The 22,195-nt window shown below is 43.0% G+C and carries 12 protein-coding genes, 38 tRNA genes, 3 rRNA genes and 1 pseudogene; 5 read left to right on the plus strand and 49 right to left on the minus strand.

Annotated elements, in window-relative coordinates; translation table 11 throughout:
• The first annotated feature begins 7 nt into the window (after positions 1-7).
• The 3 genes from NST98_RS06665 to NST98_RS17265 all read left to right on the plus strand — a co-directional run bounded on the left by NST98_RS06665 (position 8) and on the right by NST98_RS17265 (position 1,932).
• Complete coding sequence (locus tag NST98_RS06665) at positions 8-442, plus strand: transposase (RefSeq protein ID WP_340714749.1); 435 nt, start codon at positions 8-10, stop codon at positions 440-442.
• A 236-nt stretch (positions 443-678) separates the two neighbouring features.
• Complete coding sequence (locus NST98_RS06670) at positions 679-1,707, plus strand: ISL3 family transposase (protein ID WP_340714750.1); 1,029 nt, start codon at positions 679-681, stop codon at positions 1,705-1,707.
• A gap of 15 nt (positions 1,708-1,722) precedes the next feature.
• Complete coding sequence (locus NST98_RS17265) at positions 1,723-1,932, plus strand: transposase (protein ID WP_445684029.1); 210 nt, start codon at positions 1,723-1,725, stop codon at positions 1,930-1,932.
• 3 nt (positions 1,933-1,935) lie between these two features.
• Here the strand turns inward: NST98_RS17265 and tnpC are convergent, their stop codons facing one another.
• The 45 genes and pseudogenes from tnpC to NST98_RS06895 all read right to left on the minus strand — a co-directional run.
• Positions 1,936-3,510, minus strand: a complete 1,575-nt coding sequence (gene tnpC / locus NST98_RS06675; protein ID WP_445684030.1) for an IS66 family transposase — start codon at positions 3,508-3,510, stop codon at positions 1,936-1,938.
• Positions 3,511-3,558: 48 nt separating this feature from the next.
• A complete protein-coding gene (tnpB, locus tag NST98_RS06680; RefSeq protein WP_222837117.1) occupies positions 3,559-3,912 on the minus strand; it encodes an IS66 family insertion sequence element accessory protein TnpB in 354 nt (117 codons plus the stop codon).
• Positions 3,902-4,099 carry a hypothetical protein gene (locus NST98_RS06685; protein WP_096550383.1) on the minus strand — a complete coding sequence of 66 codons (198 nt, stop codon included), beginning with the start codon at positions 4,097-4,099 and terminating at the stop codon, positions 3,902-3,904. Before NST98_RS06685 ends, tnpB begins: the two co-directional genes overlap by 11 nt.
• A 280-nt stretch (positions 4,100-4,379) precedes the next feature.
• A tRNA-Glu gene (locus NST98_RS06690) sits at positions 4,380-4,451 on the minus strand.
• Positions 4,452-4,462: 11 nt separating this feature from the next.
• Positions 4,463-4,555: transfer RNA gene (locus NST98_RS06695), tRNA-Ser, on the minus strand.
• 3 nt (positions 4,556-4,558) lie between these two features.
• Positions 4,559-4,633, minus strand: a tRNA-Asn gene (locus tag NST98_RS06700).
• Between the two features lie 5 nt (positions 4,634-4,638).
• Positions 4,639-4,715, minus strand: a tRNA-Ile gene (locus tag NST98_RS06705).
• 2 nt (positions 4,716-4,717) lie between these two features.
• Positions 4,718-4,791 (minus strand) — tRNA-Gly (locus tag NST98_RS06710).
• Positions 4,792-4,797: 6 nt separating this feature from the next.
• Positions 4,798-4,870, minus strand: a tRNA-Phe gene (locus tag NST98_RS06715).
• A 7-nt stretch (positions 4,871-4,877) separates the two neighbouring features.
• Positions 4,878-4,953 (minus strand) — tRNA-Asp (locus NST98_RS06720).
• A gap of 4 nt (positions 4,954-4,957) precedes the next feature.
• Positions 4,958-5,034 (minus strand) — tRNA-Met (locus NST98_RS06725).
• 20 nt (positions 5,035-5,054) lie between these two features.
• A tRNA-Ser gene (locus tag NST98_RS06730) sits at positions 5,055-5,147 on the minus strand.
• 29 nt (positions 5,148-5,176) lie between these two features.
• Positions 5,177-5,253 (minus strand) — tRNA-Ile (locus NST98_RS06735).
• A 6-nt stretch (positions 5,254-5,259) separates the two neighbouring features.
• A tRNA-Met gene (locus NST98_RS06740) sits at positions 5,260-5,333 on the minus strand.
• A gap of 24 nt (positions 5,334-5,357) precedes the next feature.
• A tRNA-Ala gene (locus NST98_RS06745) sits at positions 5,358-5,433 on the minus strand.
• 11 nt (positions 5,434-5,444) lie between these two features.
• Positions 5,445-5,521, minus strand: a tRNA-Pro gene (locus NST98_RS06750).
• Positions 5,522-5,533: 12 nt separating this feature from the next.
• Positions 5,534-5,610: transfer RNA gene (locus NST98_RS06755), tRNA-Arg, on the minus strand.
• 16 nt (positions 5,611-5,626) lie between these two features.
• A tRNA-Leu gene (locus NST98_RS06760) sits at positions 5,627-5,715 on the minus strand.
• A 5-nt stretch (positions 5,716-5,720) separates the two neighbouring features.
• Positions 5,721-5,795 (minus strand) — tRNA-Gly (locus tag NST98_RS06765).
• Between the two features lie 12 nt (positions 5,796-5,807).
• Positions 5,808-5,892: transfer RNA gene (locus NST98_RS06770), tRNA-Leu, on the minus strand.
• Between the two features lie 13 nt (positions 5,893-5,905).
• Positions 5,906-5,977, minus strand: a tRNA-Lys gene (locus tag NST98_RS06775).
• A 4-nt stretch (positions 5,978-5,981) separates the two neighbouring features.
• Positions 5,982-6,057 (minus strand) — tRNA-Thr (locus tag NST98_RS06780).
• 8 nt (positions 6,058-6,065) lie between these two features.
• Positions 6,066-6,141, minus strand: a tRNA-Val gene (locus NST98_RS06785).
• A gap of 7 nt (positions 6,142-6,148) precedes the next feature.
• Positions 6,149-6,264, minus strand: a 5S ribosomal RNA gene (rrf, locus tag NST98_RS06790).
• 77 nt (positions 6,265-6,341) lie between these two features.
• A tRNA-Glu gene (locus tag NST98_RS06795) sits at positions 6,342-6,413 on the minus strand.
• Positions 6,414-6,424: 11 nt separating this feature from the next.
• A tRNA-Ser gene (locus tag NST98_RS06800) sits at positions 6,425-6,517 on the minus strand.
• Positions 6,518-6,520: 3 nt separating this feature from the next.
• A tRNA-Asn gene (locus NST98_RS06805) sits at positions 6,521-6,595 on the minus strand.
• Positions 6,596-6,600: 5 nt separating this feature from the next.
• Positions 6,601-6,677, minus strand: a tRNA-Ile gene (locus NST98_RS06810).
• Between the two features lie 2 nt (positions 6,678-6,679).
• Positions 6,680-6,753: transfer RNA gene (locus NST98_RS06815), tRNA-Gly, on the minus strand.
• A 6-nt stretch (positions 6,754-6,759) separates the two neighbouring features.
• Positions 6,760-6,832 (minus strand) — tRNA-Phe (locus NST98_RS06820).
• Between the two features lie 7 nt (positions 6,833-6,839).
• Positions 6,840-6,915: transfer RNA gene (locus tag NST98_RS06825), tRNA-Asp, on the minus strand.
• 4 nt (positions 6,916-6,919) lie between these two features.
• Positions 6,920-6,996 (minus strand) — tRNA-Met (locus NST98_RS06830).
• 20 nt (positions 6,997-7,016) lie between these two features.
• Positions 7,017-7,109 (minus strand) — tRNA-Ser (locus NST98_RS06835).
• A gap of 29 nt (positions 7,110-7,138) precedes the next feature.
• A tRNA-Ile gene (locus tag NST98_RS06840) sits at positions 7,139-7,215 on the minus strand.
• A gap of 6 nt (positions 7,216-7,221) precedes the next feature.
• A tRNA-Met gene (locus tag NST98_RS06845) sits at positions 7,222-7,295 on the minus strand.
• Positions 7,296-7,319: 24 nt separating this feature from the next.
• Positions 7,320-7,395 (minus strand) — tRNA-Ala (locus tag NST98_RS06850).
• Between the two features lie 11 nt (positions 7,396-7,406).
• A tRNA-Pro gene (locus NST98_RS06855) sits at positions 7,407-7,483 on the minus strand.
• A 12-nt stretch (positions 7,484-7,495) separates the two neighbouring features.
• Positions 7,496-7,572 (minus strand) — tRNA-Arg (locus NST98_RS06860).
• A 16-nt stretch (positions 7,573-7,588) separates the two neighbouring features.
• Positions 7,589-7,677, minus strand: a tRNA-Leu gene (locus NST98_RS06865).
• Positions 7,678-7,682: 5 nt separating this feature from the next.
• Positions 7,683-7,757: transfer RNA gene (locus NST98_RS06870), tRNA-Gly, on the minus strand.
• Between the two features lie 65 nt (positions 7,758-7,822).
• Positions 7,823-7,894: transfer RNA gene (locus NST98_RS06875), tRNA-Lys, on the minus strand.
• Between the two features lie 4 nt (positions 7,895-7,898).
• Positions 7,899-7,974 (minus strand) — tRNA-Thr (locus NST98_RS06880).
• A gap of 123 nt (positions 7,975-8,097) precedes the next feature.
• Positions 8,098-11,024: ribosomal RNA gene (locus tag NST98_RS06885) — 23S ribosomal RNA — on the minus strand.
• A 304-nt stretch (positions 11,025-11,328) separates the two neighbouring features.
• A 16S ribosomal RNA gene (locus NST98_RS06890) occupies positions 11,329-12,881 on the minus strand.
• Together the 16S, 23S and 5S rRNA genes with 38 tRNA genes alongside form the textbook arrangement of a ribosomal RNA operon.
• 274 nt (positions 12,882-13,155) lie before the next feature.
• Positions 13,156-14,046: pseudogene (locus NST98_RS06895) on the minus strand (DMT family transporter); the annotation flags it as partial.
• 84 nt (positions 14,047-14,130) lie between these two features.
• Here NST98_RS06895 and NST98_RS06900 point away from each other — a divergent pair.
• Entirely contained in the window at positions 14,131-14,844 is a 714-nt protein-coding gene (locus NST98_RS06900) for an MgtC/SapB family protein (RefSeq protein ID WP_422822758.1), read from the plus strand.
• A 14-nt stretch (positions 14,845-14,858) separates the two neighbouring features.
• Complete coding sequence (locus NST98_RS06905; protein ID WP_096551652.1) at positions 14,859-15,833, plus strand: cation diffusion facilitator family transporter; 975 nt, start codon at positions 14,859-14,861, stop codon at positions 15,831-15,833.
• Between the two features lie 99 nt (positions 15,834-15,932).
• Here the strand turns inward: NST98_RS06905 and NST98_RS06910 are convergent, their stop codons facing one another.
• The 4 genes from NST98_RS06910 to pruA form a co-directional block, all read right to left on the minus strand.
• The gene (locus NST98_RS06910) at positions 15,933-17,096 is read right to left on the minus strand and encodes an iron-containing alcohol dehydrogenase (RefSeq protein WP_340714752.1); all 1,164 of its coding nucleotides are present in this window, start codon (positions 17,094-17,096) and stop codon (positions 15,933-15,935) included.
• A gap of 135 nt (positions 17,097-17,231) precedes the next feature.
• The gene (gene ltrA, locus NST98_RS06915) at positions 17,232-18,494 is read right to left on the minus strand and encodes a group II intron reverse transcriptase/maturase (RefSeq protein WP_340715687.1); all 1,263 of its coding nucleotides are present in this window, start codon (positions 18,492-18,494) and stop codon (positions 17,232-17,234) included.
• Positions 18,495-19,125: 631 nt separating this feature from the next.
• Positions 19,126-20,370, minus strand: coding sequence for a Glu/Leu/Phe/Val family dehydrogenase (locus NST98_RS06920; RefSeq protein ID WP_016839477.1), 1,245 nt, complete (start codon positions 20,368-20,370; stop codon positions 19,126-19,128).
• Between the two features lie 230 nt (positions 20,371-20,600).
• Positions 20,601-22,157 (minus strand): L-glutamate gamma-semialdehyde dehydrogenase, encoded by a 1,557-nt coding sequence (gene pruA / locus NST98_RS06925; protein ID WP_340715688.1) that lies wholly within the window; start codon positions 22,155-22,157, stop codon positions 20,601-20,603.
• Positions 22,158-22,195 lie beyond the last annotated feature (38 nt).

Genomic DNA, 22,195 nt, shown 5'->3' on the forward strand with positions numbered 1-22,195 from the left:
CCAACAAATGATTACTTTATCAAAAGATCGAAAAGAGTATATTGTTTTACGTTCCATCCCTGGTATCGGTGATTCTACTGCTTGTAGATTAATTGGGGAAATGGGTGATATTCGTCGCTTTCAAAATGCTAAACAATTGAATGCTTATGCGGGAATTGATATTATGCGCTATCAATCGGGGAATACACAGTATCATGATTGTATTAATAAAAGAGGTAACAAACACTTGCGAAAGCTTTTATATTTTATGGTGTGTGCCATGATTATGAAGAAGAAAGATAAACCGAATCATTTTGTAGATTACTATTATAAATTAAAAACACAACCTCAGAGAAAGCCTCATAAGGTTGCGATTATCGCCTGTATCAATAAATTTTTAAAAGTGACGTTCCAGTTACTGACACATGGCATTTTATACGATTATGAAACTGCCTTAAGTTAAATAATCGATTAACTACATTATACCATAAAGGACCTTGCGAAAAAAATAAAAATCGTTAGGTCTTTTTGTTTTGGCATGCCAAAATTTAGTTGTAATTGTGAGGGGGTACCCCCTCACAACTACAACTAAAATAAAAACATATACAAATTAATAAAATATACTTGACTGATCGTAAGAATGAGACAGTGACAAAATGTAATCGACCAAAACCACATTTCCCAAAGGAGTTGCGTCACATGTCTCACCATCATTCCATACGAAACCTACTCAATATATTAGACAAAAATATCACATTTGATGAAAACTTTTGTTCTACCGAAACGATCAAAAAAGTAAAAGCGAAAGTCTTTCATGGGACGTTAACGTATCAACCAAAAGCTTGTTATGCTTGTGGACATGTCTTTGATGATCAAATCATTAAACACGGTTTTAAAACGTCTCTCATTAAAATGCCTAGCATTTCAGGTTTTCATACCTACTTAAAATTGCGTAAACAGCGTTATTTCTGTAAACATTGTCATTCCACGTTTACTTTAAAAACGAGCGTCGTGGCTAAAAACTGTTGTATTTCCAACAATACCAAAGTATCGATTGCTTTAAACGCCAAAGATAAAATATCCGAAAAAGATATTGCGATGAAACATCATGTTTCTCATGCCACTGTCAGTCGTGTCATTGACAGCTTTTATAGCTACTATCAACCAAATGTTCACTACCTTCCAAAGCATTTGTGTTTTGATGAGTTTAAATCAGTGAAATCCGCAGCTGGAGCGATGTCCTTTATTTTCTGCGACTCTGAAACGGGGGAGATTGTGGATATCGTGGAGGACCGGAGATTACCTGTCCTCAAAGAGTATTTCTTACGGTATTCCAAGAAGGCGAGAGATGCGGTAAAAACGATTGTCATCGATATGTACAGCCCTTATATTTCCTTAATCCAAGAAGTTTTCCCTAAAGCGGAAATCGTACTCGACAAATTCCATATCCTCCAACTATTTAGCAGAGCTTTAAACAAAACGCGCATCAACGTCATGAATCGGGATAAAAAGAATTACAATAAATTGAAAAAATACTGGAAGCTCCTTCTGAAAGATCAAACAAAACTTGATTATAAGAACTATAAATATCATCGTTGCTTTAAAAAGCATATGTGTGAGGTGGAGATTCTCCACTATCTCATTGATTTAGATTCTGAATTAAAAGCGTCCTATAAGTTATATCAATACGTACAATATTGCATAAAATCAAAGACTTTGAGCTCTTGAAGAAAACCCAGCTATATGAAAACCGCCATCAAGACAATCAACAAATACATCAATTACGTCGAGAATACGCTAAAGTACGATTATAATAACGGCATTTTAGAGGGGATTCATAACAAAATCAAAGTGATTAAACGTAAGCCCGAAATATGTGAGATAAATAAAAAAATGCGCACCCTCTGGTACGCACGACGAATAGCCCTTCAATCCAATATTTTTTCGGATTAAGGGCTATTTTGCCATTGCACATGATTCACAAATTGTTTTCGACCATGGCAAATAGCGATCTAATATTTCTGGCTGTTGATGGATTGGTAAACTTGGGAGTTCCGACAATACTTTCACTAAGTATTGATAAAAATCAATTCCATTAGCTTTTGCCGTTTCAGCCAAGCTTAAACAGATGGCGTTTGCATCGGCTCCCGATTCACTCACGGAAAACAGCCAGTTTTTTCGTCCAATGACATTCGGCCGAATCGCATTTTCAGCTGGGTTGTTGTCCATTTCAATGCGTCCATCATACAGAAAAGCTTTTAAACCTTCGGCGTGCTTCAATGTATATTCCGCAGCTTTGGCAAGGGCATTCTTCCCATAGAAAGGAGATTCGTCAATCCATTTGAAAAATGCCTCAACGATAGGTTTGGACTCTTTTTGTCTAGCTTTTCTCCGTTCGCTCGGCCGAAGTTTCTTAAATTTCCGTTCTAGGCGGTAAAGTCGATCACAATAATCGACACCAATCCGTCCATTTTTACTTTCGGCTTTTAACCAGTATCGACGAACATGAGCCCAGCAGTTGGCAAAATGAATATTTGGCACATCATGGTATGCAGAATATCCATCGCAGATAATCGTCCCTTTAAAGCCTTTCATAAAGTCAGTCAAAATTTCCCGACTTCGGGATAAAGCACTATGGAACAGAACAATTGCTGGACCTTGAGATCCTACGCTACGGAACACCCAGTTGTAAGCTTTAGATTGAGCTGGCTTTCCATCTGAGCGGTTCAATACTTGGGCATAGGTTTCATCGACATGAAGAATTGATTTTTTCATGAGGGTTTCTTTCATTCGATTATATAATGGAAGAAGCCAATCTTCTGCCGTGCGAATCACCCAGTTGGATAGGTTCTTATCATTGGTTAGTAAACCATAACGATGCCATTCCTTTACCTGCCTATATAAGGGTAAATAAAGAATAAATTTATCATAGATGAGTTTTGCTAAGACCGTTGGTCCTGCGATACTTCGCAGAATGGCAGGTTGCGGTGCTTTTCCACGTTTGATTTGTGAGTCTTTATTCGAATCTTTTTTACAAGACCTGCACTCATAAGCGTGTTCAATATGCTGAACACGCTTCATAGTAGCTGGTATGAATTTTGCTTCTTCTCGTACAATCGTGCTGCCAATCTCTGTCATAGGTGATTGACAACACTCGCATTGTAAGTTTTCTGGATGATGATGAATTTCTTCAATTTCTAAACCATCCATAAAAGAATCATTTCGTTTTTTCTTGTTATGTCGTTTACGAACAACTGTGTATGTCACAGTGTCCGTGCTTTTTTCTCCTGTGTGCTCAGGTTCATTAAAAAAAGAGTCGTCATCAAACAAAGAATACTGTCCGTCTGGAGCTTGATACTTTGATTTTTCAGATTTTGAGCCATAAAGCCGTTTAGTTAAATAACGAACTTGTTGTGACAATAATTCAATTTGTTTCAACAATTCATCATTTTTTTGATTGGCATGAGCTAGTTGCTCTTCTAATGACTGAATTAACTTTTCGTATGAATCATTGTTCACAACATCCACCACTTTTCCGTACTGATTCTATATAGAGTTGATTATATCATGAATCGGTATTTAGAAGACACCTTTTTTCGATTTTTGGATGGCTTTAGGTTGTTGAATCGAGAGCCCTTCGAGTAACCATCGAAGCTCCTGTTGAGTCAAATTTCGAACCTCATTTTCATTTCTGGGCCATTGGAGTTTGCCGTTATCGATTCGTTTGTATAACATGGCGAAGCCATCTCCATCAAAATACAAACATTTATAGCGGTCTTTCTTCCGTCCACAAAATAAGAAAATGGCGTTGCTATATGGATCCAGTTCGAAAGAATCCTGAATTAAGGTGGCAAGACCATCAATTCCTTTTCTCATATCCGTACGACCACAAATGATATAGATATTTTTACACTTAGTAAAATCATGAATCACTGCTATTCAACTCCTTGATGACCGTTTGAATGATGTGAGGTTTTACACCGGGGTAAAAGGAGATTTTAAAATTTGTTGCTTGAATAACGCATACAGGTTTGAGAGGACCACGACTCGTTGAGGGTGAAGTTGAATCAGAATCGGATTCCAAATTGACAGGGACGATATTTAATTTTTCAACTGCCAAACAAAAACACCTCCTCTGTAATCGATAACTCTATCTTACAGGGAGGTACGATCGATTGATATGCGTCGTTTGAATTCGGGCTTACGATTAAACGCATTTCTTTCGGTTATCGATCCTTCTATCACTTTAGAAACCGAATATTCATTACCCAAAACTTAGCGAAAATAAAAACAGCTTAGGGGAACCTCGAATTTCCCCTAAGCCATCCGATTACATATTACCAAATAATGTCACTAAAATTTATTCACCAACACCATTTGACAAAAAGCCGGTTTTTTTATGACCCCTACGGGATTCGAACCCGTGTTACCGCCGTGAAAGGGCGGTGTCTTAACCACTTGACCAAGGGGCCACAGCTATGTATGGCGGAGAAGGAGGGATTTGAACCCTCGCGCCGGGTTACCCCGACCTACACCCTTAGCAGGGGCGCCTCTTCAGCCTCTTGAGTACTTCTCCTTATGGCTCCGAAGGTAGGATTCGAACCTACGACCAATCGGTTAACAGCCGATTGCTCTACCACTGAGCTACTTCGGAATATATGGTGGGCCTAAATGGACTTGAACCATCGACCTCACGCTTATCAGGCGTGCGCTCTAACCAGCTGAGCTATAGGCCCATTGGAGCGGGTGATGGGAATCGAACCCACGACATCAGCTTGGAAGGCTGAGGTTTTACCATTAAACTACACCCGCATCAAGTGGGTCGGGACGGAATCGAACCGCCGACACTTTGATCTTCAGTCAAATGCTCTACCAACTGAGCTACCGACCCGTATTTATGGCGGTCCCGACGGGACTCGAACCCGCGATCTCCTGCGTGACAGGCAGGCATGTTAACCGCTACACCACGGGACCACTTTGGTTGCGGGGGCAGGATTTGAACCTGCGACCTCCGGGTTATGAGCCCGACGAGCTACCAGACTGCTCTACCCCGCGATAATAATTATTTTATATTATGGTGGAGGAAGAGGGATTCGAACCCCCGCGCGGTTTGACCCGCCTGTCGGTTTTCAAGACCGATCCCTTCAGCCAGACTTGGGTATTCCTCCATTTGTTTATTATCTATCTTTTCAACCTTTGGTGGACCTTGCAGGACTCGAACCTGCGACCGGACGGTTATGAGCCGTCTGCTCTAACCAACTGAGCTAAAGGTCCTTAAGATGGCGGTGGAGGGGATCGAACCCCCGACCTCACGGGTATGAACCGTACGCTCTAGCCAGCTGAGCTACACCGCCGTCAATTGTTATTCATTTATAATTTGGTGGAGCATAGCGGGATCGAACCGCTGACCTCCTGCGTGCAAGGCAGGCGCTCTCCCAGCTGAGCTAATGCCCCGTAGTTCCTGCTGGTCGGGAAGACAGGATTCGAACCTGCGACCCCTTGGTCCCAAACCAAGTGCTCTACCAAGCTGAGCTACTTCCCGGTTCACTTTTTTTGGCGCGCCAGGCAGGAGTCGAACCCACAACCTTCTGATCCGTAGTCAGACGCTCTATCCAATTGAGCTACTGGCGCTAACTTCTATTTTACATGGTGCCGAGGACCGGAGTCGAACCGGTACGGTAGTCACCTACCGCAGGATTTTAAGTCCTGTGCGTCTGCCAATTCCGCCACCCCGGCATTATTGGAGCGGAAGACGGGGTTCGAACCCGCGACCCCCACCTTGGCAAGGTGGTGTTCTACCACTGAACTACTTCCGCAATTTTTCTAAATGGTGCGGGTGAAGGGAGTCGAACCCCCACGCCGTAAGGCGCTAGATCCTAAGTCTAGTGCGTCTGCCAATTCCGCCACACCCGCAAATGTTTATTGATGAGCCATGAAGGACTCGAACCTTCGACCCTCTGATTAAAAGTCAGATGCTCTACCACTGAGCTAATGGCTCATGATGGTGCCGGCGAAAGGAATCGAACCCTCAACCTACTGATTACAAGTCAGTTGCTCTGCCAATTGAGCTACGCCGGCATATATCATGGTGGAGGATGACGGGATCGAACCGCCGACCCCCTGCTTGTAAGGCAGGTGCTCTCCCAGCTGAGCTAATCCTCCATATCAAGCCTAGCAACGTCCTACTCTCACAAGGGGAAGCCCCTTACTACCATCGGCGCTAAAGAGCTTAACTTCCGTGTTCGGTATGGGAACGGGTGTATCCTCTTTGCCATCGTCACTAGACTTATTAAGGACAAGAATTATTTTATCATATTCAATCTCTTTTTCAAGAGTTTTTTTTATTTTTTTTATTATTTTTATGACCCCTACGGGATTCGAACCCGTGTTACCGCCGTGAAAGGGCGGTGTCTTAACCACTTGACCAAGGGGCCACGGCTATGTATGGCGGAGAAGGAGGGATTTGAACCCTCGCGCCGGGTTACCCCGACCTACACCCTTAGCAGGGGCGCCTCTTCAGCCTCTTGAGTACTTCTCCTTATGGCTCCGAAGGTAGGATTCGAACCTACGACCAATCGGTTAACAGCCGATTGCTCTACCACTGAGCTACTTCGGAATATATGGTGGGCCTAAATGGACTTGAACCATCGACCTCACGCTTATCAGGCGTGCGCTCTAACCAGCTGAGCTATAGGCCCATTGGAGCGGGTGATGGGAATCGAACCCACGACATCAGCTTGGAAGGCTGAGGTTTTACCATTAAACTACACCCGCATCAAGTGGGTCGGGACGGAATCGAACCGCCGACACTTTGATCTTCAGTCAAATGCTCTACCAACTGAGCTACCGACCCGTATTTATGGCGGTCCCGACGGGACTCGAACCCGCGATCTCCTGCGTGACAGGCAGGCATGTTAACCGCTACACCACGGGACCACTTTGGTTGCGGGGGCAGGATTTGAACCTGCGACCTCCGGGTTATGAGCCCGACGAGCTACCAGACTGCTCTACCCCGCGATAATAATTATTTTATATTATGGTGGAGGAAGAGGGATTCGAACCCCCGCGCGGTTTGACCCGCCTGTCGGTTTTCAAGACCGATCCCTTCAGCCAGACTTGGGTATTCCTCCATTTGTTTCTTATCTATCTTTTCAACCTTTGGTGGACCTTGCAGGACTCGAACCTGCGACCGGACGGTTATGAGCCGTCTGCTCTAACCAACTGAGCTAAAGGTCCTTAAGATGGCGGTGGAGGGGATCGAACCCCCGACCTCACGGGTATGAACCGTACGCTCTAGCCAGCTGAGCTACACCGCCGTCAATTGTTATTCATTTATAATTTGGTGGAGCATAGCGGGATCGAACCGCTGACCTCCTGCGTGCAAGGCAGGCGCTCTCCCAGCTGAGCTAATGCCCCGTAGTTCCTGCTGGTCGGGAAGACAGGATTCGAACCTGCGACCCCTTGGTCCCAAACCAAGTGCTCTACCAAGCTGAGCTACTTCCCGGTTCACTTTTTTTGGCGCGCCAGGCAGGAGTCGAACCCACAACCTTCTGATCCGTAGTCAGACGCTCTATCCAATTGAGCTACTGGCGCTAACTTCTATTTTACATGGTGCCGAGGACCGGAGTCGAACCGGTACGGTAGTCACCTACCGCAGGATTTTAAGTCCTGTGCGTCTGCCAATTCCGCCACCCCGGCATTATTGGAGCGGAAGACGGGGTTCGAACCCGCGACCCCCACCTTGGCAAGGTGGTGTTCTACCACTGAACTACTTCCGCAAAATTAAGTGGAATACTTAATCTTTAATTATTTTATCATTGTTAATATATTAAAGTGAACGGGATGAGCCATGAAGGACTCGAACCTTCGACCCTCTGATTAAAAGTCAGATGCTCTACCACTGAGCTAATGGCTCATGATGGTGCCGGCGAAAGGAATCGAACCCTCAACCTACTGATTACAAGTCAGTTGCTCTGCCAATTGAGCTACACCGGCATATATTTTTAGCGATGGAGGACAATAGAATGAACTGGTGATTTCCTAATTTAATGGGATATCTTCTCTCTAATCCTCCGAATTAAATTATTCTTTCAAAACTGGATAACGACATTGAAATGATTGGTTAAGTCCTCGATCGATTAGTATCCGTCAGCTCCACACGTCACCGTGCTTCCACCTCGGACCTATCTACCTCATCGTCTTTGAGGGATCTTACTTGCTTATGCAATGGGAAATCTCATCTTGAGGGGGGCTTCATGCTTAGATGCTTTCAGCACTTATCCCGTCCACACATAGCTACCCAGCGGTGCCTTTGGCAAGACAACTGGTACACCAGCGGTGTGTCCATCCCGGTCCTCTCGTACTAAGGACAGCTCCTCTCAAATTTCCTACGCCCACGACGGATAGGGACCGAACTGTCTCACGACGTTCTGAACCCAGCTCGCGTACCGCTTTAATGGGCGAACAGCCCAACCCTTGGGACCGACTACAGCCCCAGGATGCGATGAGCCGACATCGAGGTGCCAAACCTCCCCGTCGATGTGGACTCTTGGGGGAGATAAGCCTGTTATCCCCGGGGTAGCTTTTATCCGTTGAGCGATGGCCCTTCCATGCGGAACCACCGGATCACTAAGCCCGTCTTTCGACCCTGCTCGACTTGTAGGTCTCGCAGTCAAGCTCCCTTATGCCTTTACACTCTGCGAATGATTTCCAACCATTCTGAGGGAACCTTTGGGCGCCTCCGTTACCTTTTAGGAGGCGACCGCCCCAGTCAAACTGTCCACCTGACACTGTCTCCCAAGCCGATCAGGCTTGCGGGTTAGAATTTCAGTACAACCAGGGTAGTATCCCAAGGGCGCCTCCAGGGAAGCTGGCGCTCCCCCTTCTACGGCTCCTACCTATCCTGTACAAGTTGCACCGAAATTCAATATCAGGTTACAGTAAAGCTCCACGGGGTCTTTCCGTCCTGTCGCGGGTAACCTGCATCTTCACAGGTACTATAATTTCACCGAGTCTCTCGTTGAGACAGTGCCCAGATCGTTACGCCTTTCGTGCGGGTCGGAACTTACCCGACAAGGAATTTCGCTACCTTAGGACCGTTATAGTTACGGCCGCCGTTTACTGGGGCTTCAATTCGGAGCTTCGCTTGCGCTAACTCCTCCTCTTAACCTTCCAGCACCGGGCAGGCGTCAGCCCCTATACTTCACCTTACGGTTTTGCAGAGACCTGTGTTTTTGCTAAACAGTCGCCTGGGCCTATTCACTGCGGCTCATCAGGGCTTGCACCCCAATGAGCACCCCTTCTCCCGAAGTTACGGGGTCATTTTGCCGAGTTCCTTAACGAGAGTTCTCTCGCTCACCTTAGGATTCTCTCCTCGACTACCTGTGTCGGTTTGCGGTACGGGCACCTCCCGCCTCGCTAGAGGCTTTTCTTGGCAGTGTGAAATCAGGAACTTCGCGCGTAACGCGCTCCCCATCACAGCTCGGCGTATTAGGAAGCGGATTTGCCTACTTCCACGCCTTGCTGCTTGGACACGCTCGACCAACGGCGTGCATTCCCTATCCTCCTGCGTCCCCCCATCACTCAAACGGCGGGGAGGTGGTACAGGAATATCAACCTGTTGTCCATCGTCTACGCCTTTCGGCCTCGACTTAGGTCCCGACTAACCCTGAGCGGACGAGCCTTCCTCAGGAAACCTTAGTCATTCGGTGGATGGGATTCTCACCCATCTTTCGCTACTCATACCGGCATTCTCACTTCTAAGCGCTCCACCAGTCCTTCCGGTCTGACTTCGACGCACTTAGAACGCTCTCCTACCACTCGTGCAACGCACGAATCCACAGCTTCGGTGAATCGTTTAGCCCCGATACATTTTCGGCGCAGCGTCACTCGACCAGTGAGCTATTACGCACTCTTTAAATGATGGCTGCTTCTAAGCCAACATCCTGGTTGTCTAAGCAACGCCACATCCTTTTCCACTTAACGATTACTTTGGGACCTTAGCTGGTGGTCTGGGCTGTTTCCCTTTTGACCACGGATCTTATCACTCGTAGTCTGACTCCCGTGTATAAATAGCTGGCATTCGGAGTTTGTCTGAATTCGGTAACCCGAGGTGGGCCCCTAGTCCAAACAGTGCTCTACCTCCAGTATTCTTCACACGAGGCTAGCCCTAAAGCTATTTCGGAGAGAACCAGCTATCTCCAAGTTCGATTGGAATTTCTCCGCTACCCACACCTCATCCCCGCACTTTTCAACGTGCGTGGGTTCGGGCCTCCAGTGAGTGTTACCTCACCTTCACCCTGGACATGGGTAGATCACCTGGTTTCGGGTCTACGACCACGTACTCAAAACGCCCTATTCAGACTCGCTTTCGCTGCGGCTCCGCATTTTCTGCTTAACCTTGCACGTAATCGTAACTCGCCGGTTCATTCTACAAAAGGCACGCCATCACCCGTTAACGGGCTCTGACTACTTGTAGGCACACGGTTTCAGGTTCTCTTTCACTCCCCTCCCGGGGTGCTTTTCACCTTTCCCTCACGGTACTGGTTCACTATCGGTCACTAGGGAGTATTTAGCCTTGGGAGATGGTCCTCCCGGATTCCGACGGAATTTCACGTGTTCCGCCGTACTCAGGATCCACTCAGGAGAGGATGGATTTTCGACTACAGGGCTTTTACCTTCTCTGGCCGTCCTTTCCAGAACGGTTCATCTAATCCATCCTTTTGTAACTCCGTATAGAGTGTCCTACAACCCCAAGAGGCAAGCCTCTTGGTTTGGGCTGTTCCCGTTTCGCTCGCCGCTACTCAGGGAATCGATTTTTCTTTCTTCTCCTCCAGGTACTTAGATGTTTCAGTTCCCTGGGTGTGCCTTCTTAACGCTATGGATTCACGTTAAGATACTGTTCCATTACGAACAGTGGGTTCCCCCATTCGGAAATCTCCGGATCAAAGCTTACTTACAGCTCCCCGAAGCATATCGGTGTTAGTCCCGTCCTTCATCGGCTCCTAGTGCCAAGGCATCCACCGTGCGCCCTTAACAACTTAACCTTTACGGTTTTCGATACGCTGCGCAATACTTCGTCAATTTCGCTCGTTCGAATCCTCATGTACGCATATAGTACACTCCGGTTCTCACTCGCTCATTCCCTTGTCTTGCTTGCGTCTCGCAACCCTTACGGCTTTTAATCCACGTCGCATTTACGTCGTGTTAGCCTAGTTGTTTGCGCTTTACAGTAAATTGCTTGCTTTCAATGTCGTTTATCCAGTTTTCAAAGAACAACGCTATAACTTTGAAGGTCATAAACCTTCAAAACTGAACACAAAACGCTAACGCTTCCGTAAATATCCTTAGAAAGGAGGTGATCCAGCCGCACCTTCCGATACGGCTACCTTGTTACGACTTCACCCCAATCATCTGTCCCACCTTCGGCGGCTGGCTCCCGAAAGGGTTACCTCACCGACTTCGGGTGTTACAGACTCTCGTGGTGTGACGGGCGGTGTGTACAAGGCCCGGGAACGTATTCACCGCGGCATGCTGATCCGCGATTACTAGCGATTCCGGCTTCATGCAGGCGAGTTGCAGCCTGCAATCCGAACTGAGAACGGTTTTTTCGGATTGGCTCCGTCTCGCGACTTCGCGACCGTTTGTACCGTCCATTGTAGCACGTGTGTAGCCCAGGTCATAAGGGGCATGATGATTTGACGTCATCCCCACCTTCCTCCGTATTTGTACGGCAGTCTCCTTAGAGTGCCCAACTGAATGATGGCAACTAAGGACAAGGGTTGCGCTCGTTGCGGGACTTAACCCAACATCTCACGACACGAGCTGACGACAACCATGCACCACCTGTCACCGCTGTCCCCGAAGGGAAGGCTATGTCTCCATAGCGGTCAGCGGGATGTCAAGACCTGGTAAGGTTCTTCGCGTTGCTTCGAATTAAACCACATGCTCCACCGCTTGTGCGGGCCCCCGTCAATTCCTTTGAGTTTCAGTCTTGCGACCGTACTCCCCAGGCGGAGTGCTTAATGCGTTAGCTGCAGCACTAAGGGGTGGAAACCCCCTAACACTTAGCACTCATCGTTTACGGCGTGGACTACCAGGGTATCTAATCCTGTTTGCTCCCCACGCTTTCGCGCCTCAGCGTCAGTTACAGGCCAGGAAGCCGCCTTCGCCACTGGTGTTCCTCCATATCTCTACGCATTTCACCGCTACACATGGAATTCCGCTTCCCTCTCCTGCACTCAAGTCTCCCAGTTTCCAATGACCCTCCCCGGTTAAGCCGGGGGCTTTCACATCAGACTTAAGAAACCGCCTGCGCGCGCTTTACGCCCAATAATTCCGGACAACGCTTGCCACCTACGTATTACCGCGGCTGCTGGCACGTAGTTAGCCGTGGCTTTCTAGTAAGGTACCGTCAAGGTGCAGCCAGTTACTACTGCACTTGTTCTTCCCTTACAACAGAGCTTTACGATCCGAAGACCTTCTTCGCTCACGCGGCGTTGCTCCATCAGGCTTTCGCCCATTGTGGAAGATTCCCTACTGCTGCCTCCCGTAGGAGTCTGGGCCGTGTCTCAGTCCCAGTGTGGCCGATCACCCTCTCAGGTCGGCTACGCATCGTCGCCTTGGTAGGCCGTTACCCCACCAACAAGCTAATGCGCCGCGGGCCCATCCTATAGTGATAGCAGAACCATCTTTCAACATCAAAGCATGCACTTTGATGTGTTATCCGGTATTAGCACGCGTTTCCGCGAGTTATCCCAGTCTATAGGGCAGGTTACCCACGTGTTACTCACCCGTCCGCCGCTAACCTCATGAAAGCTAGGCTTTCAATTGGTTCGCTCGACTTGCATGTATTAGGCACGCCGCCAGCGTTCGTCCTGAGCCAGGATCAAACTCTCCATAAAAGAAAATTTGATTTGCTCAAAAATTTAATGTCCGAATCTAGTTTGTCAACGAGGGTTAACAACTAGACAATTTATTGCATTAACGTTTTGTTGTTCAGTTTTCAAGGTTCATTTTTGTTTCATTATTTATCGGTCGAAACAACTTTTTTATTTTAACATCTTGTTTTGTTATTGTCAAGATGTTTTTTGTTATTTTTTGTTTTTTATTACAAAACTTATCTCGTCCGCTAAGGACATGATATATATTAAAACACATTTCATTAGGAGTCAATAGTTTTTTTGAAAAAATTTTTAGCATTTTCAAATCTAGTACAAACAACAAAATTCCTGCAATTACTATAATTCCACCAACAATTTGTGTAACTATCAATTTTTCTCCAAAAATAAACAATGCTAAAATTGATGCACCAACTGGTTCAAATAATATTGCAATTGAAATAACTGTAGTGCTTATCCATTTAATAGCCCAGTTAAAAAGTGAATGGCCAAGTAAATTCGGAAGGATTGCAAGCAACAAAAACCATATCCATGTCATCATTGGATAAGGACCAAATGACTCTTCTCTTATTATGACATAACATAATAAACAAACTGTACTAATAGAATATACGACCATCGTATATGTAATTAAGGATAATCTCTTTCTTACATCTTGTCCAAATAAAAAATATGCTGTTACTAAGCCACAAGCAATAAGCGCTAGTATATCTCCAAATAAAGCATTGCCACTTACTTTAAAATCTCCCCAACTAATTAAAACACTACCGGATATAGCAATAATTCCAGACAATATTGTTTGCATTGTAATGCGTTCTTTAAAAAATAAATATGTTCCTACAAAAGCAAATAAGGGCTGCATTGTAACAAGAACCGTAGAACTTGCAACCGAAGTGTAGTTTAGTGATTCAAACCAAAGTATAAAATGAAATGCCAAAAAGATTCCGGCAATTGTAGAGAACAACCAATCTCTTTTATTTAACATTTTTAATTCGTGTACATGTTTTTTAAAAAATATCGGTGACAAGATTAACACCGTAAATAGCATACGGTAAAAAGCGATAACACCCGATTCAGCTTCTGCTAGTTTTACCAAAATAGCAGAAAAAGAAATCGAAATGACACCAATAATGATTGCTATAGATGGATGGATCAGTGGTTTTTCCATTTTATTTACCCCTAACTTTACTTTATTCAATATCCATTTTTACATGATTAATGTTTTTGCACAATAAAAAAAGGGGGAAATGTCTTGGGGTACTTTCTCATTTTTCATGAAACGATTCGCAGCGTCGTTTTATTTAAATTGGCCTTTGCTGCAATGTTAAGTTTAATTATCGGAATCGAAAGAGAATTAAAGAAAAAACCTGTGGGATTAAAAACTAGCTTAGTAATTTCTACATTTAGTTGTTTATTAACCATTATTTCGATTGATACTGCATATAGTACCCCTCCTAGAGGTGATATCAACATCACAATGGATCCACTAAGACTTGCAGCCCAAATTGTGAGCGGAGTCGGCTTCTTAGGTGCAGGTGTCATTTTAAGAAAAGGAAACGATAGTATTACAGGTTTAACCACAGCTGCTATCGTTTGGGGAGCGGCTGGAATTGGAATTGCTGTCGGTGCCGAGTTTTATATAGAAGCATTATTAACAGTTATCATTGTCGTTTTCGGTATTGAAATCGTAGCACCTTTTTTAACAAAAATTGGGCCAAAACGAATAAGGATGCGAGAACTTTCTCTTAAAGCAAAGATTGCACATAAAGAAAATATAGAGGAATTGCTAAAGTTCATGAAAAAAAACGGGATGGTTATCGATAATATTCGCATTACTGGCGAAAATCTGACTTATGAAGTTGATATTCGTTTTTCCACATTATTAAAAAATAACACTTATACAGTTTTTAACACCTTTCATGCACTTCCTTATATTCAAAAAATTGAAATTGAAATTTTATCTTGATTTGGAGGAAATCGATGTTAGAAATAATAAAATTACTAAAAGACGGAAATAAACCATCATTATCTGCAGCAATTGTGAATTTAACTTTAGGTATTATTAAAGGAGCAGCTTATTTTTTTACAGGGAATGTAGCCATGTTTGCCGAAATGATGCACTCATTAGGAGATGCAGCCAATCAATTTTTCGTCTATATTGGTTCTGCTTTATCAAAAAAGGCGCCTACAAAACGGTTTCCAAATGGATTTGGGCGGGTAGTGAATCTTGTTTGTTTAGGAGCAGTCATCATCGTTGCAATACTTTCTTACGAAACAGTAAAAGAAGGTCTCCATCATTTTTTACATCCTAAAGAACAATCAGATGGAATCCTATTCGCCCTTGGTGTTTTGTTATTGGGAACGATACTGGAAGCCATTGTTCTACAAAAAGCTGCAAAAGAAACTTTACATGAAGTAGGAATCGAAACTTCCGGTATAGGAGCAATTCCAAAATCAATTATTTATTTAAACCGAGCTAAACCAGCGACAAAATTAGTATGGATGGAAGATGCAGTTGCTACCGCGGGAAATGTACTAGCATTTTTAGCTATCATTATCGCTTATTTTACGAACTTTTACGCATTAGAAGGTTTAGTATCTATGATTATAGGTGTAATGATGTTTTATGTAGTGGGTCGAGTATTCCTTGACAACGCTCGTGGTGCAATCGGCGAAACAGATGAAGAAATGTTAATACACATTGGTAATTTAGTAATGGAAGACCCCCATGTAAAAGATATTGAACGGTTAGAAGTTGTAAAGGAAGGAGAGTTTCTACATGTTGAAATCGTTGTAGAAACCAATCCTCATCAATCTCTTGATTATTTAGATGGCGTCCGAGATCACTTAGTTGAATTAATTTTGGCTCAAAAAGGCGTTACAAAAGTAACTCTTGCTTTTGACAAAGACGACGGAATAACAGAGTGGAAATATCATAAAAAGAATAATGGATAACTTAATTGTGAAATCGCTAAAATGAATTATCATGTTAATACAATGATATATTACACTGTTAAAGATAATAGGCTGTCTAATACTAGACAGCCTACCCATTTATAAAGACATCCTCAAAATTTCTCTTACATCGTTCTTCTCAAGAACTTTAAAACGTCCAATTGAACCATTCGCCATTGCTTTTTCAACTAATAATTCCAACTTTGAATCATCAATAGAATAATCTTTAAGTGAACTTGGAGCTCCTAGAGATGTCCAAAACTCTCTTAAACGTTCAATTCCTTCATATGCAACATCTTCTACAGTCTTATGAGACGGATTTACTCCAAACACTTTCGTAGCCAGCCGAGCAAAACGATGTGGATTGACATGCATTACGTGTTTCATCCAGTTTGGAAATAGAATCGCAAGCCCCCCACCATGTGGAATGTCATATACAGCAGATATAGCATGCTCGATTTCGTGAGTTGCCCAATCACCATCTGATCCCATTGATAGTATCCCATTTAAAGCAATCGTTCCAGATAATAATATCGTTTCCCGCAATTCATAGTTTTCCAGATTATCTACTAGTTTTGGTGCTGTTTCGATAACTGTTCTGAGTACTCCTTCACACAATTCATCCACAACTAATGTATTTTCCGCATCATGGAAATATTGTTCAAATACATGGGACATCATATCAACAATACCGTATACCGTTTGATCCTTTGGTACTGTTATTGTGTATGTCGGATCAAGAATTGAAAATTTCGGAAACACCCTTCCGCTTGCCCAACCATATTTTTCTTTCGTTTTTTCGTTGGAAATAACAGAATTTGCATTCATTTCTGATCCAGTTGCAGCTAACGTTAAAACTGTTCCTAGAGGCAATGCATCTTTTACCTTCACTTTTTCCGTTACAATATCCCATGGATCTTCTTCCGTTTTTGCTCCAGCAACTATTAATTTAGAACAATCGATAACCGAACCGCCGCCAACCGCAAGTACAAAATCAATAGATTCTTTCTTACAAATATCAATTCCTTTTCTAGCCGTTTCAACTCTTGGATTTGGTTCTACACCACTTAATTCGAAAACATTCAAATCAAGATCTTTCAATATAGAAGTCACTTCATCATATAGCCCGTTTCTCTTAATGCTGCCTCCTCCAAAAACAAGCAGAATATTTCTCCCGTATTTCGGCAGCTCCTTTTTTAATTTACGTATTTCACCCTTCCCAAAATATAATCGAACAGGATTAGTAAAAACAAAATTATTCACTCAAACACTCTCCTTTATGAGCAAATTTACAATTCACACTATAAGTTAAAAATACGAATAAATCGAGTAGGAGGGAGCGATTAACTCCCGTCCTCTCACACCACCGTACGTACGGTTCCGTATACGGCGGTTCAATTAAGATAATTGACGCAAGTTTTCATAACGAGCTTCAAGACTTTTCAGCCCTTGGTTTCTCCAATAGGAGTTACCAAGGGTTCTGTGTAATATTGGACTTTTTGAAATACGCCAATAACTCTTCCGAGTATTTCCCCATTCATACGCTTGCCATTGTGGTACGCCAAGTTGAATAAGGTTGCGTATCTTTGTTTTCGGTTTCTTCCAGTTCTTCCATAGACACATTCGAAGTCTTCTACGAATCCATTTATCTAATTCAGGGAATATAGATTTGGTGTCTGCTAACGCAAAATATCCACACCATCCCATTAGATATTGATTCAGTTTCTGAATGCGGTATTCCATCGGGTAGGGCATCTTGCGTGATGTGATTTCACGAACTTTATTCTTCATTCGTTTAAGGCTTTCTTTTGCGATACGAACCTTTGGCTCTTTATGATAGGTAAAGCTAAATCCTAGAAACTTACGTTTCCATGGACGGTCGACCGCTGATTTCTTTTCATTTACTTTCAGTCGTAGTTTTCCTTCAATAAATCGCTGGATACTTGCCATTGTGCGAAGTCCTGCTCGTTTACTTTTCACGTAAATGTTACAGTCATCCGCATATCGAACGAATTTGTGTCCTCTTCTTTCCAATTCTTTATCTAGTTCATCTAGTACAATGTTAGATAGTAGCGGACTTAATGGTCCTCCTTGTGGAGTTCCTTCTAATGTGCTTGACACCACACCATTAATCATGACGCCCGATTGTAAATACTTACGAATCAATTTCAGTAATGGTTTATCTTGGATTCTCTTCGCGAGTGTACCCATTAATCTGTCATGGTTGACCTTATCAAAGAATTTCTCCAAGTCCATATCTACAACCCATCGATATCCATCTCTTATATATTCTTTCGCTTTCCTCGCCGCATCATGAGCACTTCGGTTTGGTCGAAATCCGTAGCTGTTTTCAGAGAATGTAGGGTCGTACACTTTTGAAAGTACTTGGGCGATTGCTTGTTGAATCAAACGGTCTGTTACGGTAGGGATTCCTAGTAAACGAACACCGCCATCAGGTTTCGGGATTTCGACTCTGCGGACTGGCATCGGTTCATAAGTTCCCTTGAGAATTGCTTCTTTAATCGATAGCCAATTTTCAACTATGTGCTGTCGTAGATTTTGTACGGGCATCATATCTACTCCGTGGCTTCCTTTATTCTGTTCTACACGTTTTAGTGCTTGAAGCATGTTCTCCCGTGACAGGATTTGATTCAAAAGCATCGTTATTCTCCTTCCGTGAATAGCTGTTCTCTTTATGCCAGTGGTCACTCCACCCTCCAAGAGGTCCCCCACGGGATTCACCGCTTCCTTCCTCAAGTGAGGTACTACGTTTTCTGTGTTCATCATGACTCACTGAATGCCAAGGGCTATTCTCTCTTAATTGTTCGGTCCTTCTCAGTTGTTCTAGACCAACTAATACTATGACCTCTGCTGACTTCTGATGGTTCAGCTACTTATCACTAAGTAGGTTATGAAGTGTACTTCACGTATCCATCAGACCTCCCTGGGTAAGAATGTAATCTTTCCTTCCATCTATCTGCTTCATTTACTCTGTATCACCTTCGGCAGAAAGGACTTTGTTTTGTTGTGCAAACTCATCCAATGATACCTAGCCTTGTATGAAGTTCGTGTTCCTCAGACCGGAAGTTTGCCGCTCGCTTCCTTCAGATTCCGCGTCACCACAGACACCCTTGCGTTAAGCTAACCGTTACTTCTGCCTTCACGGCTCGGGACTTGCACCCTATAGATTACATCCATGCCAGGCGCACACAAATAACACCATTTTTCAATGCAGAAAAATGGTGTTATTCTTCTTCAAGAAGCAAACTCTAAATCAAGATTCAGTTGTATATTACACCCATCCGCGGAAGCGGGAAGCTTCAGCTGTACGGCGAACACCAACCATATACGCAGCAAGGCGCATATCGATATTTCGACTTTGCGCAGTTTGGTAAACATTTTCAAATGCATTGACCATTCTCTCGCGCAATTTTTCTTTCACTTCTTCAGCAGACCAATAGTAGCCTTGATTATTTTGAACCCATTCAAAATAAGAAACAGTTACCCCACCAGCAGAAGCAAGTACATCAGGTACTAATAAAATTCCACGTTCAGTAAGGATTTTTGTTGCTTCAGCAGTTGTTGGACCGTTCGCAGCTTCGACAACAATTTTAGCTTTAATATTAGGTGCGTTTTCAGCTGTAATTTGGTTTGAAATTGCTGCTGGAACTAAAATATCGCAGTCTAATTCTAACAATTCTTTATTTGTAATTGTATCTTCAAACAATGTTGTTACTGTTCCAAAACTATCTCGACGATCTAGTAAGTAATCGATATCTAAACCGTCTGGATCATATAAAGCACCATAAGCATCGGAAATACCAATCACTTTTGCACCTAAATCGCTCATAAATTTCGCCAAGAATCCACCAGCATTTCCAAAACCTTGAATAACTACTCGTGCACCTTTAATATCAATACCGCGTTTTTTCGCTGCTTCCTGGATAACAATTGTCACACCTTCTGCAGTTGCACGGTCACGTCCTTGCGAACCGCCTAAAACAATTGGTTTTCCTGTAATAAATCCAGGTGAATTGAACTCGTCAATTCGACTATACTCATCCATCATCCATGCCATAATTTGGGCATTTGTAAATACATCTGGAGCAGGAATGTCTTTTGTAGGTCCCACGATTTGGCTCACAGCACGAACATACCCACGGCTTAATCGCTCCAATTCACCCATTGACATCTGGCGAGGATCACAAACAATTCCACCCTTACCTCCGCCATATGGTAAATCAACAATACCGCATTTTAAAGTCATCCACATAGAAAGCGCTTTCACTTCATCCTCGGTCACATCTGGATGAAAGCGTATTCCTCCTTTAGTCGGACCAACCGCATCTGAGTGTTGAGCACGATAACCAGTAAATACTTTCGTTGTACCGTCATCCATTTTTACAGGGATGCGCACTTTTAACACGCGAAGCGGCTCTTTTAATAATTCATACATCGCTTCATCATATCCAAGCCTATTTAATGCTTCTTTAATCACATCTTGTGTTGAAGTAAGAAGATTTACATTTTCAGACATATATTCTCGCCTCTTTTAACTCAATGATTTAATATTTTGAGAAGATACCTCATCATCATATTAACATACTTTGTAAATAAATCGAGTTGATTGTATTGGTAATTTCCATTTTAATGATGTCCTACCATATGTACAACCATTTTTTCTCCCTATTTATTTATTAGCTCAACAAATTATTTATCATTCATTTTGATAAAAAAGCAGACGTATAAAAACGTCTGCTTTTTAAATTATAACGTTTCAGAAATAGTTTTTGCTTGCATATGAAGAATCAAGTAGTCAGGTCCACCTGCTTTTGAGTCTGTACCAGACATGTTGAATCCACCAAATGGTTGATATCCAACAATTGCAGCAGTACATCCGCGGTTGAAGTATAAGTTACCTACATGGAAATCTTCTGCAGCTTTTTGTAAATGGAAGCGATTATTTGAAATGACAGCACCTGTTAAACCATACACTGTATTATTCGCAATTTCAAGTGCTTCATCAAAATCTTTTGCTTTTGTTATTGCAAGAACTGGACCAAAGATTTCTTCTTGCATAATTCGAGCATTAGGATCTACATCTGCAAATACTGTTGGATGGATGAAGTAACCTTTTGAATCATCATATTGTCCACCAGCAACTAAGCGGCCTTCTTTCTTCCCGATCTCGATATATTCAGCAATTTTCTTAAATGCGCCTTCATCGATTACTGGGTTTACATATGTTTCAACATTTGCAGGATCTCCTACAACAAGTTCATTTGTTAATTCAGCAACTCGTTCTACAACTTTATTGTAAGCTTCATCTCCTACAATGATTGCACGTGAACATGCTGAACATTTTTGACCACTGAATCCGAAAGCACTAGTTACGATAGATTGAACTGCTAATTCTAAATCAGCATTTTCAGCATCGTCTACGATAATCGCATCTTTACCACCCATTTCAGCGATTACTCGTTTAAGCCAAATTTGTCCTTCATTAACAACGGCAGCACGCTCATTGATGCGAATACCAACATCACGAGAACCAGTGAAGCTGATAAAGCGTGTACGTGGATGATCTACTAAATAATCTCCTACTTCTGAACCTGGTCCTGGAATGTAGTTAACAACTCCTGGTGGCATTCCTGCTTCTTCTAAGATTTCCATGAATTTATAAGCAATAACTGGTGTTGTAGAAGCTGGTTTTAAAAGTACAGTATTACCTGTAACAGCAGCTGCTACAGTTGTCCCAACCATGATAGCAAATGGGAAGTTCCATGGTGAAATAACAACACCAACACCTAACGGAATATAAACATATTTGTTGATTGTTCCAGGATTTTCTTCAAGCGGTTTTCCTTTTGCAATTTCTAACATTTGACGACCGTAGTATTCTAAGAAATCGATCCCTTCAGCAATATCTCCATCCGCTTGTACCCATGGTTTACCTGCTTCTTTTGTTAACCATGCCGCTAATTCAAATTTACGGCGACGAACGATCGCTGCAGCTTTAAATAAAACTTCTGCACGGATAACTGGATCTACTTTTTTCCATGTATTGAACGTTTTATCTGCAATTTGCATTGCCTTTTCTGCAATTTCTTTATTTGCTTTTGAAACTCGACCTACAACTTCCGTTTTATTTGCAGGGTTATAAGAAGTAATTTTATCTTCCGTTGTAATTCTTTCTCCACCAACAATTAATGGATAATCCTTGCCTAATTCACTTTCAACTTTTTTTAATGCTTCAAGATACTTTTGACGATTTTCTTCAATTGAAAAATCAGTTAGGGGTTCATGTTTGTAGGGAATCATTATTACTCCTCCTTAAAATAAATTACATAAATAGTATGCAA

This window comes from Ureibacillus sp. FSL W8-0352 (assembly GCF_038004345.1).
GTDB lineage: Bacteria > Bacillota > Bacilli > Bacillales_A > Planococcaceae > Ureibacillus > Ureibacillus thermosphaericus.